General features: G+C 62.0%; 20 protein-coding genes. 10 read left to right on the top strand and 10 right to left on the bottom strand.

Going from position 1 to position 15,149, the window contains the following annotated elements; translation table 11 throughout:
- Nucleotides 1-131 precede the first annotated feature (131 nt).
- Together EJ079_RS22290 and EJ079_RS22285 are read right to left on the bottom strand one after the other, a co-directional pair.
- Nucleotides 132-2,246 (bottom strand): VWA domain-containing protein, encoded by a 2,115-nt coding sequence (locus EJ079_RS22290; RefSeq protein ID WP_127810182.1) that lies wholly within the window; start codon nt 2,244-2,246, stop codon nt 132-134.
- A 2-nt stretch (nt 2,247-2,248) separates the two neighbouring features.
- The gene (locus EJ079_RS22285; protein ID WP_127810181.1) at nt 2,249-2,809 is read right to left on the bottom strand and encodes an RNA polymerase sigma factor; all 561 of its coding nucleotides are present in this window, start codon (nt 2,807-2,809) and stop codon (nt 2,249-2,251) included.
- A gap of 155 nt (nt 2,810-2,964) precedes the next feature.
- Between EJ079_RS22285 and EJ079_RS22280 the strand changes: the two genes are divergently transcribed.
- Genes EJ079_RS22280 through EJ079_RS22255 form a run of 7 tightly spaced genes read left to right on the top strand, consistent with a single transcriptional unit; the run spans nt 2,965 to nt 5,308 of the window.
- The gene (locus tag EJ079_RS22280; RefSeq protein WP_023812297.1) at nt 2,965-3,288 is read left to right on the top strand and encodes a metalloregulator ArsR/SmtB family transcription factor; all 324 of its coding nucleotides are present in this window, start codon (nt 2,965-2,967) and stop codon (nt 3,286-3,288) included.
- On the top strand, nt 3,285-3,710 hold the full coding sequence (locus EJ079_RS22275; protein WP_127810180.1) for an SRPBCC domain-containing protein: 426 nt from the start codon (nt 3,285-3,287) through the stop codon (nt 3,708-3,710). Before EJ079_RS22280 ends, EJ079_RS22275 begins: the two co-directional genes overlap by 4 nt.
- 57 nt (nt 3,711-3,767) lie before the next feature.
- The gene (locus tag EJ079_RS22270) at nt 3,768-3,998 is read left to right on the top strand and encodes a hypothetical protein (RefSeq protein WP_127810179.1); all 231 of its coding nucleotides are present in this window, start codon (nt 3,768-3,770) and stop codon (nt 3,996-3,998) included.
- 1 nt (nt 3,999) lies between these two features.
- Nucleotides 4,000-4,437, top strand: coding sequence for a DUF1801 domain-containing protein (locus EJ079_RS22265; protein ID WP_127810178.1), 438 nt, complete (start codon nt 4,000-4,002; stop codon nt 4,435-4,437).
- A complete protein-coding gene (locus EJ079_RS33970; protein WP_245481718.1) occupies nt 4,437-4,604 on the top strand; it encodes a VOC family protein in 168 nt (55 codons plus the stop codon). The genes EJ079_RS22265 and EJ079_RS33970 overlap by 1 nt, the downstream gene beginning before the upstream one ends.
- 19 nt (nt 4,605-4,623) lie before the next feature.
- Nucleotides 4,624-4,860 (top strand): VOC family protein, encoded by a 237-nt coding sequence (locus EJ079_RS33965; RefSeq protein ID WP_348629740.1) that lies wholly within the window; start codon nt 4,624-4,626, stop codon nt 4,858-4,860.
- 40 nt (nt 4,861-4,900) lie between these two features.
- On the top strand, nt 4,901-5,308 hold the full coding sequence (locus EJ079_RS22255; RefSeq protein WP_127810177.1) for a DUF1801 domain-containing protein: 408 nt from the start codon (nt 4,901-4,903) through the stop codon (nt 5,306-5,308).
- Here EJ079_RS22255 and EJ079_RS22250 read toward each other — a convergent pair.
- A complete protein-coding gene (locus tag EJ079_RS22250) occupies nt 5,305-6,483 on the bottom strand; it encodes an NAD(P)/FAD-dependent oxidoreductase (protein ID WP_127810176.1) in 1,179 nt (392 codons plus the stop codon). The genes EJ079_RS22255 and EJ079_RS22250 overlap by 4 nt on opposite strands.
- An 81-nt stretch (nt 6,484-6,564) precedes the next feature.
- Complete coding sequence (locus EJ079_RS22245) at nt 6,565-7,152, bottom strand: TetR/AcrR family transcriptional regulator (RefSeq protein ID WP_127810175.1); 588 nt, start codon at nt 7,150-7,152, stop codon at nt 6,565-6,567.
- 138 nt (nt 7,153-7,290) lie between these two features.
- Between EJ079_RS22245 and EJ079_RS22240 the strand changes: the two genes are divergently transcribed.
- A complete protein-coding gene (locus EJ079_RS22240; protein ID WP_127330287.1) occupies nt 7,291-7,848 on the top strand; it encodes a DUF308 domain-containing protein in 558 nt (185 codons plus the stop codon).
- A 138-nt stretch (nt 7,849-7,986) separates the two neighbouring features.
- Here the strand turns inward: EJ079_RS22240 and EJ079_RS22235 are convergent, their stop codons facing one another.
- The 5 genes from EJ079_RS22235 to EJ079_RS22215 form a co-directional block, all read right to left on the bottom strand.
- Nucleotides 7,987-8,724, bottom strand: coding sequence for a dienelactone hydrolase family protein (locus tag EJ079_RS22235; protein ID WP_127810174.1), 738 nt, complete (start codon nt 8,722-8,724; stop codon nt 7,987-7,989).
- A 103-nt stretch (nt 8,725-8,827) separates the two neighbouring features.
- Nucleotides 8,828-10,123: an MFS transporter gene (locus EJ079_RS22230; RefSeq protein WP_127810173.1), complete on the bottom strand. Its 1,296-nt coding sequence runs from the start codon at nt 10,121-10,123 to the stop codon at nt 8,828-8,830.
- Entirely contained in the window at nt 10,120-10,797 is a 678-nt protein-coding gene (locus EJ079_RS22225) for a FadR/GntR family transcriptional regulator (protein WP_127810172.1), read from the bottom strand. Before EJ079_RS22225 ends, EJ079_RS22230 begins: the two co-directional genes overlap by 4 nt.
- Nucleotides 10,798-10,897: 100 nt before the next feature.
- Entirely contained in the window at nt 10,898-11,593 is a 696-nt protein-coding gene (locus tag EJ079_RS22220; RefSeq protein WP_127810171.1) for a 4Fe-4S dicluster domain-containing protein, read from the bottom strand.
- A gap of 89 nt (nt 11,594-11,682) precedes the next feature.
- Nucleotides 11,683-13,257: a trimethylamine methyltransferase family protein gene (locus EJ079_RS22215; RefSeq protein WP_127810170.1), complete on the bottom strand. Its 1,575-nt coding sequence runs from the start codon at nt 13,255-13,257 to the stop codon at nt 11,683-11,685.
- Between the two features lie 272 nt (nt 13,258-13,529).
- Between EJ079_RS22215 and EJ079_RS22210 the strand changes: the two genes are divergently transcribed.
- Complete coding sequence (locus EJ079_RS22210) at nt 13,530-14,228, top strand: B12-binding domain-containing protein (RefSeq protein WP_027029468.1); 699 nt, start codon at nt 13,530-13,532, stop codon at nt 14,226-14,228.
- Between the two features lie 82 nt (nt 14,229-14,310).
- Here EJ079_RS22210 and EJ079_RS22205 read toward each other — a convergent pair whose 3' ends face one another.
- On the bottom strand, nt 14,311-14,451 hold the full coding sequence (locus EJ079_RS22205) for an entericidin A/B family lipoprotein (RefSeq protein ID WP_127810169.1): 141 nt from the start codon (nt 14,449-14,451) through the stop codon (nt 14,311-14,313).
- A 64-nt stretch (nt 14,452-14,515) separates the two neighbouring features.
- On the opposite strand from EJ079_RS22205, the gene EJ079_RS22200 reads away from it, so the two are divergent.
- Nucleotides 14,516-15,145 (top strand): DUF1638 domain-containing protein, encoded by a 630-nt coding sequence (locus tag EJ079_RS22200; RefSeq protein WP_127810168.1) that lies wholly within the window; start codon nt 14,516-14,518, stop codon nt 15,143-15,145.
- The last annotated feature ends 4 nt before the right edge of the window (nt 15,146-15,149 follow it).

Here is a 15,149-nt window from a genome sequence, read left to right as displayed (position 1 = left end):
AATTTAACGACCCATAAAATCCGCGAAAAAAGGCCGGCAAGGTTTCCCTCGCCGGCCTGCCTCACCCGCCCGCGGTCGGTTCCCCCGTATCAGAACGATCCCATCTGAAAGAAACCGGCCGTCATCATCACTTACCGGTTACCGCCCAGCGCAGAGGTAAGGCGCACAAGCGAGAGGAACTCGGCCCTGTACCCAAACGGGTCGGCTCCTCGAGCGGCAGTGGCGATCTCCATGATCTTGTCGTAGCCGAACTTCGCGGTCGCATCCTCGTCGCGCAGCTTCTGGCCGAAGGCGGCAACCGCGACGGAGAAGCGCTGATCGGTGCTGGCCTGGTCGAAGGACGAAATCTCGTTGGCCGAGGTCACCGGCGTGGTGATCAGTTTCGAGACGTCTTCATTCGGCAGCTTATAGCGGATCTTGACGAAGGCATATTCGTCCGCATTGGCGACGCCGCCATTGTCCACCGACGCCTGGCCATAACGCAGTTGGTCGATCTGCTCGCCACCACTGCCCTTGGGCGTGATCTCGTAGATCGCGGTGACCGAGTGGCCCGAACCGATATCGCCGGCATCGACGCGGTCATTGTTGAAATCCTCGCGGTTCAAGGCGCGGGTCTCGTAGCCGATCAGGCGATATTCCGAGACCTTGTTCGGGTTGAACTCGACCTGGATCTTCACGTCCTTTGCGATGGTGAACAGCGTCGACGAGGCATCCTCGACCAGCACCTTTTCAGCCTCGGCCAGCGTATCGATATAGGCGGCGGTGCCGTTGCCGTTCTGGGCAATGGTTTGCATCATCTGGTCGTTCAGATTGCCGCGGCCGAAGCCGAACACCGACAGGAAAACGCCGGTCTTGCGCTCGCTTTCGATCAGCCGCTTGAGGTCGTCGTCATCGGTCTGGCCGACATTGAAGTCGCCGTCGGTAGCAAGCATCACGCGGTTGACGCCGTCCTTGACGAAGGATTTTTGCGCCAGCCTGTAGGCTTCCTTGATGCCCGCCTCGCCGGCCGTGCTGCCACCGGGCGTCAGATTGTCGATGGCGCTGAGGATCTTGTCCTTTTCGGACGCCTTGGTCGGCTCCAGCACTGTGCCGGCGTCACCGGCATAGGTCACGATCGAGATAGTGTCGTCGGCCTTCAGCTTGCTGACCAGCAGGCGAAATGCCGATTTGAGCAGCGGCAGCTTGTCCGGCTCGTCCATCGAGCCCGAGACATCGATCAGGAAGACCAGATTGGCCTTCGGCTGCTCGGTCGGCTTGACGTCAAAACCCTTGATGGCGACATGCATCAGCTTGGTCTGCGTGTTCCACGGCGTCGGCATGACGCTGACGGTCGAGTTGAATGGTGTCGAGGCCGACTCCGGACCCTTCCAGTCATAGGGGAAGTAGTTGATCATCTCCTCGACGCGAACAGTATCGGCCTGCGGCAGGGTGCCCTGCTTCAGCGAGCCGCGCACGAAGGAATAGGAGGCCGTGTCGACGTCGATCGAGAAGGTCGAGACCGGATCCTCGAGTGCCGCATGCACCGGATTGGTCTTGAAATCCTCGATGCGGTCGCGGTTTTCCGGTTGCGGCTGCATCTGGTCGGCCGGCAAGATCGACGGCTGCTGCGGCGCCATCAGCTTGGATTCGGCCGGCATGCGGGCTCGCGAGGTGCTGGGTACACTTGCAGCGCCATCCAGCGCGAATTCACCTGTCGGTGCCGGCGGCGCAGGCTCGGCCAGCACACCGCGCTCCAGCGCATTTTGTTGTGCCGCGCCGGAAGCAACGGTCGATTCGGATTTCTGCGGCGAGGCCGGCGCCACAAGCGCATCGGTGGCGCCGCGGCTTTCCACATCCGCGTCTGCCTTCTTGTCCTTCTCCAACTCGCCGCGAGCCGGCTTCGGGTCGGCGGTCGTCGGCTTCACCGTCGCCGGCTTATCGGCCAGCGTCTCGGTGATTTTCTCGTCGCCGCCGAATTTGGGCGGCTGTTCCCTCAGCAGATGGAAGGTGGCGTATCCGGCGATCGGCAGGGCGACGAGCCCGGCAAGGGCCGGCGTGGCAATGAGTTTCTTTTGCATGATCTCGCTCCAGAGCTTTTGTGCTCGCTCTGTGAGACGAAGCCCGCCAATCGATCCTTGGGTGACAGCAGAAATATTTTCCTGATCATAGGCGCGAAGGGCGGCCTCGAAGGCACGTGCCTTGGCATCCTTGGCGGGCGCCGGTGCTGCGATATCGCGCAGTCTGTTGAGTTCGTTGTCGTCGACCATGGTCACACTTCCCCGGCCGCGCGCATCAGCGTCTTCAGCCGTTTCTTCGCTTCATGGATGTGCCAGGAAACCGTCGTCTCCGAGATCGCCATCGCCTCGGCGGCGGCCGCGTGGCTCAATCCTTCGCCATAGACCAAAAGCACGGCGTCGCGCTGCTTGTCCGGCAGTTGCCGCACCGCCGTCCACAGCGCTTCGGCCGGATCTTCCGGTTCGACCGACGCCTCGCCTGAGATCAGTGCATGGACGCCATAGGCCTCTGTCTTGACTGTCTCGCGGGCGGATTTGCGCATCATGTCGCGCGCGGCGTTCAGGGTCACGGAATAGAGCCATGTGGTGAAGGCCCCGCCGCCGCGATAGCCGCGGATCGCCTTGCCCAGCCTGACGCAGACTTCCTGGGCTATGTCCTCGGCATCGGCCTTCCTGCCGCACCAGCGATAGGCAGCGCGATAGACGAAGTCATAGTGCCTTTCCAGCAATGTGCTGAAGGCTCCCCTGTCTCCGCCCTTCGCCCGCCCGATCAGTTCGGCGTCGGAGGCTTCGCTTTCATCCAGCATCATCGCCATCATTTGCCTGTTGGACGAAGGCTAATGGCTAATCCTTGGGGCAATGGAAAGATTTTTTTGGAAACCGCCGGATCGTGACCGCCGGCACCCCGCTTGACACATCTATATCTCGGCGGTTATACGTCAATCAATAGCCACCGGGTTATCGATCCAAAATGAACAACGCTCACGATGTCCTCTTCAGAACACTCTCCGATCCGACGCGTCGTGCGATCTTCGAGCGCCTGTGCCGGCAAGGCGAGCAGACGGTCGGCGCCCTGACGGCTCAGTCGGGGGTCTCCCAACCTGCGGTGTCGAAGCATCTCGGCGTACTCAGGCAGGCCGGGCTGGTGCGCGACCGCCATCAAGGACGGCAGACCCATTATAGCGCCCAGCTCGCAGCACTTTCCCCGCTGACCGACTGGACGAACCAGATGAATGCATTCTGGCAGAGCCGGTTCGACGACCTCGAAAATTTGCTCAAAAGAATGGATCAATGACCAACATCGCGACCGAAACGCGCTCCGTCGTCGTCGAACGTGAGATCCCCTATCCGCCGGAGAAAATCTGGCGCGCGCTGACCCAACCGCATCTGATCGAGGAATGGCTGATGAAGAACGACTTCAAGCCAGTCGTGGACCACCGTTTCAATCTGCGAAAGGAACCGCAACCCGACGTGAGCATTGTTGTCGACTGCCAGGTAACAGCCGTCGAGCTGAACAAGACACTGTCCTACACGTGGCAGGCCTATGGCCTCGAGAGTGTCGTCACCTGGACCCTCATGCCGACCAGCACGGGCACCCGGTTGCGTATGGAACAGTCCGGCTTCCGGCCGGATCAGGAGCAGGCGTATCGGGGCGCGACGAGTGGGTGGCGGCAGTACTTTTCAAATCTGGGTCACGTTCTGGCGCGGCTAGATTGAAACCCGCCGACATGCGGATCACGGGTCCGCTTCGGCTTGTTTTGACAGGAGGAGCTATTGGACAGGAACAAGTGGGTTCGGCACATTCATCGCTGGCTGTCGATCATTTTTACGCTGACCGTCGTCGCCAATTTCGTCACCATGGCATTCGGCCAGCCTCCCGCCTGGGTGGTCTATTCGCCGCTCCTGCCGCTCTTCCTGCTGCTGTTCAGCGGCCTGTACATGTTCGTGCTGCCCTATGCCGCCAGGGCCGCGGCGCGCAGCGTGCCGGCGGATAGGAGTGGGTAGAATGACCAAGACGCAGGGTCAGTCGACCAAAGCCGCACCGGTCCTGCTCTCGGGCGGCAACCCGCAAATCGCCAAGGGCGACGGCGACGCTCCGGTGCAGGCCTACATCGCTGCAATGCCGGGCTGGAAGCGGGGCCTCGGCGAGCGGCTCGACGCGCTCGTCGAACACAACGTGCCCGACGTGCGCAAGGCCGTGCGATGGAACTCGCCCTTCTACGGCGTCGAGGGCCAGGGCTGGTTCGTGAGTTTCCATGTCTTCACCCACTATTTGAAGGTGACCTTCTTCAGCGGCACGTCGTTGCGGCCGATTCCGCCTGGCGGCACGGCCAAGAGCAAGGATGTGCGCTGGATCGACATCCGCGAAGACGATCCGTTCGATGAAGCGAGGATGGTGGAATGGATCAAGCAGGCCGCGGCCCTGCCCGGCTGGATCTCGTAATGACCGACTATGACAGAGGAAAAAGAGCAATGAAGATCAAGCTGACCAGCGTGTATGTGGACAACCAGGAAAACGCACTGCGCTTCTACACCGACGTGCTGGGCTTCACCAAAAAGGCAGATTTCAGCAACGGGCCTTATCGCTGGCTGACCGTGGGCCTCGGCTGAAGAGCCTGATGGAACCGAACTGCAGCTCGCGCTCAACGACAACCCGGCCGCCAAGGCCTATCAGGAAGCCATCTTCAAGCAGGGCCAGCCCGCGGTCATGTTCTTCACCGACGACGTCAAGGGCGACTACGAGCGCATCAAGGCGAAGGGCGGTGCGTTTATCCAGCCGCCGACCGAGGCGACCGGTTCGACCATCGCCCAGTTGAACGACAGCTGCGGCAACCTCGTTCAGATCACCCAGCTGGCGCGCTGGTAACGGCGGCGGTTGAAACGCGTCGAGGCACAGGAGACACCCAATGACCCCCTCGCAACATATCGACCAGCTGATCGCCGGCCTCATCGATTGGCGCGGCGATACGCTCGCCGGCATCCGCAAGACCATCCTTGCAGCCGACCCGGACATCGTCGAGGAGTGGAAGTGGATGGGCAGCCCGGTATGGTGCCTCGACGGGAACATCGTGGTCGGCAACGCCCACAAGGACAAGGTGAAGCTGACCTTTTCCCATGGCGCCAGCCTGCCGGACCCCGACAATCTGTTCAACAATGGTTTTGGCGGCAAGGTGTGGCGGGCAATCGACATGTTCGAGGGCGACAGGCTCAATGAGGGCGCTTTAAAAGAGCTCGTCCGCGCAGCGATCGATTACAATCAGGCCAAAAAGAAGAAGAAAGCGGCTGCCGGGGCGAAGCCACGGACGCAAGTCTAGGCCGCCTGGCCTGCCACCCAGCCCGACGACCATGCCCACTGGAAATTATAGCCACCCAGCCAACCCGTGACATCGACGACTTCGCCGATGAAGAACAGGCCCGGCACGGATTTCGCCTGCATCGTCTTCTGGTCCAGCCCGTTGGTGTCGACCCCACCCAGCGTCACTTCGGCGGTCCGGTAGCCCTCTGAGCCGGCAGGCTTGATGCGCCAGTCATTGACTGCGGCAGCTATGGTTTTCATCTGGGCGTCGGAAAGATCAGCAAGGTTGCCGTCGATCCCGGTGCGCTCGGCGATCGACTGCGCAAGCCGCTTCGGCAGATGATTTGCCAGCACCGTCTGTGCCGCTTGCCGCCCATTGCTTCGCTTGGCCACCCGAATGAGGTCCGCCACGTCAACTCCCGGCAGCATGGCGATGCGGATTTCATCGCCCTCGCGCCAATAGGACGAGATCTGCAGGATGGATGGCCCGCTGACGCCGCGATGCGTGAACAGCATCGCTTCGGAGAACCGCGTCTTGCCGCAGGCGACTTCCGCGTCGACCGCATTGCCTGCCAGCGGCGCTAGCCGCTCAAGCGTGTTTGCGTCGAACGTCAGCGGCACCAGCGCCGGTCGCGTTTCGACGATGGCAAGGCCGAACCGTTCGGCAAGCTCATAGCCGAAGCCGGTCGCGCCCATCTTGGGGATCGACTTGCCGCCGCAGGCCACGACCAGCGACTGGCAAGTAACCAAGCCTGTGGAGAGGGTGAGCGCAAACCCCTCCACGGTTTTGCGGACATCCTCAACGCTGGCCGAGAGCGCCAGCTCCACGCCCCTGCCCTGCATTTCCGAAACCAGCATGTCGATGATCTGGCGCGCCGAGCCGTCGCAAAACAGCTGCCCAAGCGTCTTCTCGTGATAGGCAATGCGTTGGCGTTCGACGAGGGCGATGAAATCGCGCTGCGTGTAGCGACTGAGCGCCGAAATGCAGAAATGCGGATTGCCCGACAGAAAATTCTTCGGGCTGGCATGGATGTTGGTGAAATTGCACCGGCCGCCGCCGGAGATGCGGATCTTCTCGCCAGGCGCCGCCGCATGATCGAGGATCAGCACCGAACGGCCGCGCTTGGCCGCCTCCACGGCGCACATCATTCCGGCCGCACCCGCGCCGATGATCACGACATCATAAGATTGCATCAGGCTATTCGTTCCCGCTCGACCCACTCATTTGGGGCGCGCCACTTGCGCTGCCTGGTATCACTTTGGCCCGATAGTTTTCTAGCTATCCCGTCCCAGCAGCCTGGTGATCTGGGGGGTGACGATTGTGGTGAACAGCCCGGGATCGCTGAAAGCCCTCGCGGACAGCATTGCCCCATGAACAGATGCCATCAGCATCTGGGCCTCCTCCTCCGGCCGGTTGTTCAAGCGGAACAAGTCCTGTTCCATTCCAGCCCGCAGCACCGACGTAAGCCATCCCGCGAGATTTTGGAAATGGGCACGAACGCGTGACGCCACTTCTTCCGGCAGCATCTGCATCTCGCCGGCGAGCATCGCGCAGACGCAGAAGGACGGCGAGGCATCCCGAATGCATGTCCGCCAATAGTTCAGATAGGACTGCAGTTGTTCAGCAGGGCTTGAGAGTTCTCCCCGGAGAGACTCCAAACCCACTTCGGCCTGCCGCCTGTAACGATCCACCAGCACCGAAACCAGCTCGGCCTTCGTCGGAAAATGATGGTGGATACTCGCCTTCCTGATGCCGATGGCAGCCGAGATATCGGCATAGCTGAACCCGTTGTAGCCTCCCGCGACGATGAGAGACTGCGCGACATCGAGAATCTTTTCTGAAGTCGAAGCCATTGATTTCATATCGCCGCCTACCTTCTGGTAGGCGAACTGTCAAGGTTGCATCGTTCCCGATTCTCACAGGGAGGTGTTCCGGACATTGGGTTGACTTAGGGGTTTTGTCTACCTACTAATAGGTAGATAGCAACAAGGAATCTGCCGATGCAAAACCAATCTTTCACCCGGTCCGGATGGCTACGATCCTATTATTTCGCACGCGCCATATTTTCTATCGCCTGGGTTGCTGCCGCCATTCTATTCAACGGGCAACCCGGTCCCACCGCGTTTCTGCTCGTGATCTACCCGGCATGGGACGCTCTCGCCAATCTGGTCGACGCCAGGGTAAATGGCGGCCTGAAGGCCAACTCGTCCCAGGCTTTGAATGTCGTGGTCAGCACGATAACGGCGCTCGCCGTCATCGTGGCGGTTAACAACAGCATGTATGCCGTTCTGGCCGTGTTTGGGGTTTGGGCGATCCTCTCGGGTCTGCTGCAGCTGAATACGGGAGCAAGGCGTTGGCGCTACCATGGCGCACAATGGCCGATGATCCTGAGTGGTGCGCAGTCGGCCCTCGCCGGCGGCTTCATGATCAGCCGATCCCTCGGCACGGCTGCGCCGACGATTCTGGACATCGCCCCTTATGCCGGGTTCGGCGCGTTTTACTTTCTGCTTTCCGCAATTTGGCTTGTCGTAGCAGCCTATCGCAAGGCAAACGCCTAGGTGCTGCCCGATCCGGCGGCGGCAAGGTGAAAGTCATCTGCCGCCGTCGAAAGGGCAAGCATCGCTCACTCTTTGCCGCATCGGCTGCCGTTCTGGTTCAAAGACGCGTAGCGTCCTACTCAGGGCGCGACCGCTGCCTTAGATCAGCGTCTCGGCGAACAACGTCGTCAGCCGCTTCCAATGGCGTTCGGCACCCGCGGCGTTGAAAACGCTATGATCGGGCACGCACCAGCCATGCGCCATCCCGGCATAGTTCTCGATGACATGGTCGACTTCCGCAACCCGCAACGCTTCCTCCAATCGCATCGATTGTTCCGGCGGGAAACTTCTGTCGACACCCGACATGCCGACATAGACGCGCGCCTTGATGGAGGCTGCCTTGCGATGCGGGCTGTCGGCGGCGTCGCTGGCCAGATTGCCGCCATGGAAGCTTGCGGCCGCTTTTATCCGTTCGGGATAGGTTGCAGCCGCATTCAATGATCGACCGCCGCCCATGCAATATCCCACCGTGCCGATCGGCCCGGTGATGCCCTCGGCAGCAAGCGCGTCGAGGAACGCACCGCTGTCGCTGATGGTCATCTCCTGTGTCGTGCCCGTGACCAGCGCCATCAGCGGGATTTTGGTCTTCTCCTCGGCGAAGGCGGTCTTGGCGTCGAACGGCCCGTAGGGCGCATTGCGGTAGAACAGGTCGGGCACCAGCACCGCATAGCCTTCATTCGCCAGCCGCTCGGCCATACCGTCGAGCGCCGGCCGCGGACCGAAGGCGTCCTGATAGAGGATAACGCCGGCCTTGGCAGGAGATGCGTTTGCCGAGCGGAAAAGCCCGGCATTGGCAACACCATCCCTGGTCTTGATCTGAAGGTCGTGTTTCGTCATCGCCCGCTCCGTTCGACTGATGCGCGATACATATCCGCGCAAGGCCATACGGCAAGGCATTCCCGGGGCGTGGCAGTCAACATTTCGTGCAGGATTGCGGACGCTATTGCTCGCCCTCGCGCACGGTCCGCGCGCCGACATGCAGCGCACGGCCGGCACCGAGCCCCATGATGGCTACGCCAAGCCCGAGCGCGACGAACAGGAACGCCGTCCCCGAAAAACTGCCGGTCCAGTCGCGGATCAGGCCCACCAGCAACGGGCCGAAGGCCGCCAGCTCATAGCCGACGCCTTGCGCCATGCCTGAAAGATGCGCGGCGATATGCGAATCCGGTGAACGCAGCACGATCAAGCTCATGGCAGCCGCGATAAGGCCCCCCTGCCCGATGCCTTGCAGGACCGCCCAGAACAGCATCGTCGAGGTCGGCGCAAAGAGAATGCCGAGCAGCGCGACCACCGCCGTGGCGACGAGCGCCACATTGATGCCGCGCTGGTCCTTCAGCCGCATCGCAAAGGATGGCACGGCGAGGCAGGTGATGACCTGCGCCATCACTGACACCGAAACCATGGCGCCAGCGGTGGCCGCATCGAAGCCACGCTCGCGCAGGATCGGCGCCAGCCAGCCGAAGATGCAATAGGCGAGCGCCGACTGCAGCCCCATGAACAGCGTCACCTGCCAGGCCAGGCGATCGCGCCAAAGCCCGACGACGCGAAAGCCTTGATCGCTCACTTGCCGCCGGCTGCCCAGCGCCTGCGGAATCCAGATCAGCAACACAATCAGGGTCGGCACCGACCAGGCAGCAAGTGCTCCGGACCATGAACCGGTGACCAAATGCTCGATCGGCAGCGTGAAGCCCGCGGCGGCAGCCGAACCGGCGCAGAGCGCCATGGTGTAGAGCCCGGTCATGACGGCGGCCCTGTCGGCGAAATCGCGCTTCACCAGGCCTGGCAGCAGCACATTGCCGATGGCAATGGCGCCGCCGGCCAGGAAGGTCGCGACAAACAGCAGGGGAACCGTACCGAACCAGCGCAGGCCGGTTCCCAGCACCAGCAAGGCGAGCGCCCCGAGCAAGGTGCGCTCGGCTCCATAGCGCTGCGCAAGCCTTGGCGCGAAGGGCGCGAACAGGCCGAGGCACAGGACGGGCAGCGTCGTCAGCAGGCTGGCGCCCGTCGTCGACAGCCCGGTTGCCTGCATCACCTCGGGCAACAGCACCGACAGGCTCGAAAACAGCGGCCGCAGGTTGAAGGCGATCAGCACAAGGCTCGCGCCAAGCACGATGCGCGCCGCACGGCTGCGCAGTTCAGGCGGCTGCGGCATGGGCAGGCTGTCGGCCTCGGCATCGATGAGTTCCAGACCCTCGACCTCGGCCTTCGGGTCAGGCTGACGAAAACTCTGGTTCATTGCGAAAGCAGTCTTTCAAGTTGGGCAAGCACCGGCGCCATGAAGGCTCGGACGGCGGCAACGGCGCGCTCGGGATCGCTCGCGGCAATGGCGTCGACGATTGCCGCATGCGCCTGGTGGTCCGGCTCGGGCAGATCGCCGTCGATGGTGGCATGGATGGTCTCGGTGATGGCAGCGGTGAAGAAGTCGTAGAGCTCCATCATCGCCCTGTTGCCGGACGCCGCGACAACCGATTTGTGGAAGGCGAGATCGCGCCGGATGAAGGCTTCGCTTCCGCCTTCGGCGACAGTGCCGCGCGCGGCAAGCAATTGCCGCATCCGCTCGAGGTCGGCTGGCGTGTGGCGCAAGGCAGCGAGCCGTGCGGCCTCGAGGTCCAGCGCTGCCCGCGCCTCCCACTGATCGCGCAGGCCGCTGCGCTTGACCCGGTCGAGCGCGACAGAAGTATCGACGGCAGAGCGCACATAGGTGCCCGAGCCTTGGCGCGTATCCAGCAATCCCTGCGAGACCAGCACCCGCACCGCCTCGCGCACCGTGCCGCGGCTGACCGACAGAAGGTCGGTCAGAGCTGCCTCGTTGGGGATACGCTCGCCGACACCCCAGCGGCCGCTGACGATTTCAGCCCGCAGGCTCTCGGTGGCGCTGTCGGTGAGATTGGTTCGGATAGCAGGTTGCATCGACCTATTCATCAAGTCATCTGATGACTTGATGAATAGGCTTGTGTCTAACTGCCGTCAAGATGCGCGAAGCGAACGAGCACCACGCAATTGGAATGGATCAGTTGGTGGCTCGTGCGAAGCTCGCCATGTGGAAGGCCTGAACCTCCGGCGGATAGCGATACTCCGTGCCATAGGGGCACGAATTGCGGTCAAGGCAGCCGCCGCCGCGGCAGGGTCCGCCATTCGCTCCCCGCACATGCGCCAGGCAGGATTGATAAGCGAATCCTTGCGCGGAATAGGCGTCGACCGGGCAGGATTTCAGGCAGGGTTTCTCGACGCAGCTATCGCAAAGGTGGATCACCTCGCGAACCGCCGGTAGCGCGATCTCGTCATCGAACAGCAGCGCACCGCGATAGGCATGCCATAGCCCGTATTGCGGATGCATGAGGATGCCGAGCGGCGACGGCTTCAGTCCCTCCGCCCGCATCGCCCATTGCTGGAACGGCAGATAGGGCTTGTCCGACGGAGAAATCGCCCGTGCGCCGAATACCTCGGCCACGGCGCCGATCACTTCGCGCGACCACGTATCGAGCGGATTGGCGATGGTCTGCGATTGCTTGTCGAACCAGCGCAGGAAATGCGGCCAAGGCGCTGCACCCGCCTGCCCGACCAGCAAGACGGATTTGACGGGAGCACCTGAGAGGTCGGCAAACGGGGTTTCGCTCGCTCCGCACTTGAAGCCGCCGCGCAGGATTAGGCCATTGGCCGAAAGCACGGTCGCGATGTCCTCAACCCGGCGCCCCGCGGCAGTCATCCCTTCTTGACCGGATCGGAGAACGCGCTCCGCCAGACTTCCTTGTGGATGATGTTGGCGACTTTAGCCCCGCCTGATTCGGGCTCCTTTCAAGTGAACGCGTCGGGCATCGACCCCTTCTTCTTGGCGATGAAGTCCTTCAACGCTTCGTCGATGCTCGGATCGAGATGCGGCGCCTCGTAGCTTTCCAGCCAGCGGCGGGCAAGCTCGTTGGCGCGCTGCGGCGCTGTCTTCTCGCCTTCGGCCAGCCACTGCTCGTAGGAATTGTTGTCGGCGATGTTGGAGCGGTAGAAGGCGGTCTGGAAATTGGCCTGGGTGTGGTCGCAGCCGAGATAGTGGCTGCCGGGGCCGACCTGGCGGATGGCGTCCATCGCCTGGCCGTTTTCCGACAGATCGACGCCCTCTGAGAATTTCTGCGTCATGCCGAGCTGGTCGATGTCCATCATGAATTTCTCGTAGCAGGACGCCAACCCGCCCTCGAGCCAACCGGCCGAATGCAGCACGAAATTGGTGCCGGCCAGGATGGTCGAGTTCAGCGTGTTGGCGCTTTCATAGGCCGCCTGAGCATCCGGAACCTTCGACGCGCAGAGCGAGCCGCCGGTGCGGAACGGCAGGCCGAGACGGCGCGCCAGCTGTGCGGCGCCATAAGACACCAGCGACGGCTCCGGCGTGCCGAAGGTCGGCGCGCCCGACTGCATCGAGATCGACGAAGCGAAGGTGCCGAACAGCACCGGCGCGCCCGGCCGGATCAGCTGCGTGAACGAGGCGCCGGCCAGCACTTCGGCCAGGACCTGCGTCAGCGTGCCGGCCACCGTCACCGGGCTCATCGCGCCGGCAAGGATGAACGGCGTAACGATGCAAGCCTGGTTGTGGCGCGCATAGACTTTCAAAGCGCCGAGCATGGTCTCGTCGAACACCATCGGCGAGTTGGCGTTGATCAGGCTGGTCAGCACCGTGTTGTTCTCGACGAAATCGTCGCCGAACACGATCTTGGCCATGGCGACGGTGTCTTCGGCGCGCTCCGGCGCGGTCACCGAACCCATGAACGGCTTGTCGGAATATTTGATGTGGCTGTAGATCATGTCGAGATGGCGCTTGTTGACCGGCACGTCGACGGGCTCGCACACCGTGCCGCCCGAATGGTGGATCGACGGCGCCATATAGGCGAGCTTCACGAAATTCTGGAAATCCTCGATCGTCGCATAACGCCTGACGCCATCGAGGTCACGCACGAAGGGCGGACCGTAGACTGGCGCAAAGACGGTGGCATTGCCGCCGATCTGCACCGAACGCTCGGAATTGCGCGCATGTTGGGTGTAGACGGACGGCGCGGTCTTGAGCAGCGAACGGCACAGACCCTTCGGAAAGTGCACGCGCTCGCCCTTGACGTCGGCGCCGGCCTCTTTCCACAGTTGCAGCGCTTCCGCGTCATCACGGAAGATGATGCCGATTTCCTCGAGCACCGTGTCGGTGTTCGTCTCGATCAGCGCCAGGCCTTCCTCGTCCAGCACCTCGTAAACGTTGATCTTGCGTTTGATGTAGGTGAGCTGCGTACCCGGGCCACCGCCCGAACGTGCTGCCCGCCGGGCTGCTGCCCCGCCACTGGCGCCACGCCCACGTCGCGCGTTTGACGCTTCCTGATCGACTGCCGCGTGTTCGCTCATGGTGGTTCTTCCCTGAAACTGTTCTTGTCTGGAATCCATAGCGGCTGCCTCGCCGCTTCTTGCCAGATCGTAGCCATGCACCCTATTCGAAACGGCCCGCCAGCGCCAACGCCTGTCGCAAAATCGACAAGAATTCCAAGAGAGTTACGGTCGCTTTCCTTTTGCGGGAAGTCGCAAATCAGCTATGGATACATGCCCTCAGCGGGTTAGGTATGAACGCGAAGATGTGTGCCTTGCGACATGGTCGCGATGCCGGCAGGAGCTCGATACAAATGTCCGACGACGAGATCATCCTTTCCGAACTTTCCGACGACGAGTTGGTGCAGCAGATGCACGACGATCTCTATGACGGGCTGAAGGAAGAGATCGAGGAAGGCACCAACATCCTGCTCGAGCGCGGCTGGGTGCCCTACAAGGTGCTGACGGAAGCGCTGGTCGAAGGCATGCGCATCGTCGGCGAGGATTTTCGCGACGGCATCCTGTTCGTTCCCGAAGTGCTGCTGTCGGCCAATGCGATGAAGGCCGGCATGTTCATCCTGCGTCCGCTGCTCGCCGCCACCGGCGCGCCGAAGCAGGGCAAGATGGTCATCGGCACCGTCAAGGGCGACATCCACGACATCGGCAAGAACCTCGTCGGCATGATGATGGAAGGTGCTGGTTTCGACGTCATCGATCTCGGCATCAACAATGCGGTCGAGAAATATCTCGATGCGATCGAACAGCACCAGCCCGACATCATCGGCATGTCGGCACTGCTGACCACGACCATGCCCTATATGAAGGTCGTCATCGACACGATGAAGGAAAAGGGCATCCGCGACGATTATGTCGTGCTGGTCGGCGGCGCGCCGCTGAACGAGGAATTCGGCAAGGCCGTCGGCGCCGATGCCTATTGCCGCGACGCGGCAGTGGCGGTCGAGACCGCCAAGGACTTCATGAAGCGCAAGCACAATGTGCGCGCTTCGGCCTGATTGGTCATTTCGGCCGGACAACAGGAAGCCGCGCCTTGCAGCGCGGCTTTTTTGTTCCCAGATGAAGAAGGCCGGGTGCGGATCAGGGATTGTTGACGGTGTCCTCGACCGCATTGGCGGTTGATTTGACGTCCTTGCCGACGCCTCGGACGGTGTTCGCACAAGCCGTGAGGGCCAGGGCGCAGGTCAAGATGGCAACTGGCGTGATGCGTAGCAGTTTCATGGACGGTGTCTCCCTCAATAGATAAATTAGCGCTACAGCAACGAAGGCCGGCTCGACGGGTTCCATGGCCAAGACGCAAAAAACGAAACCGAATCAAGACGACAGGCTGCTCGTTATCGCCTGTGGGATGATTGCTCGCGAAATTCTGGCCGTCAAGGAACAGCTCGGACTGGATCACCTCGACCTGACCTGCCTCTCGGCAGAATTCCATTTCTATCCGGACCGCATCGCCCCGGCCATGGACAAGGCAATCGAAAAGGCCAAGGCCGAAGGCTACAGCAACATCTTCGTCGGCTATGCCGACTGCGGCACCGGCGGCCTGCTCGACCGCATCTGCGAGAAGCACGGCGTCGAGCGCATGGCGGGCCCGCACTGCTTTGCCTTCTATCAAGGCATGGAGGCCTATGCGAAAGTCGCCGACGACGACATGATGTCCTTCTACATGACCGACTTCCTCTGCCGGCAGTTCGACGCCTTCTTCATGAAACCGCTCGGCCTCGACAAGCACCCGGAGTTGATCAAGGACTATTTCGGCAACTACGAGAAGCTGATCTATCTGGCCCAGACCAATGATCCGGAACTCGACAAGGTCGCCGAAAAGGCAGCCAGAATGCTTGGTCTCGTCTATGAACGCCGCGCAACCGGCTATGGCGACCTGACGGCCGGAATGGCGCAGGCGGCTGCACACGCCTGAAGCA

Source organism: Mesorhizobium sp. M7A.F.Ce.TU.012.03.2.1, from assembly GCF_004006095.1.
Taxonomy (GTDB): domain Bacteria; phylum Pseudomonadota; class Alphaproteobacteria; order Rhizobiales; family Rhizobiaceae; genus Mesorhizobium.
The sequence above is the reverse complement of the archived record's forward strand: the minus strand, read 5'-3'. Positions and strand labels throughout refer to the sequence as shown.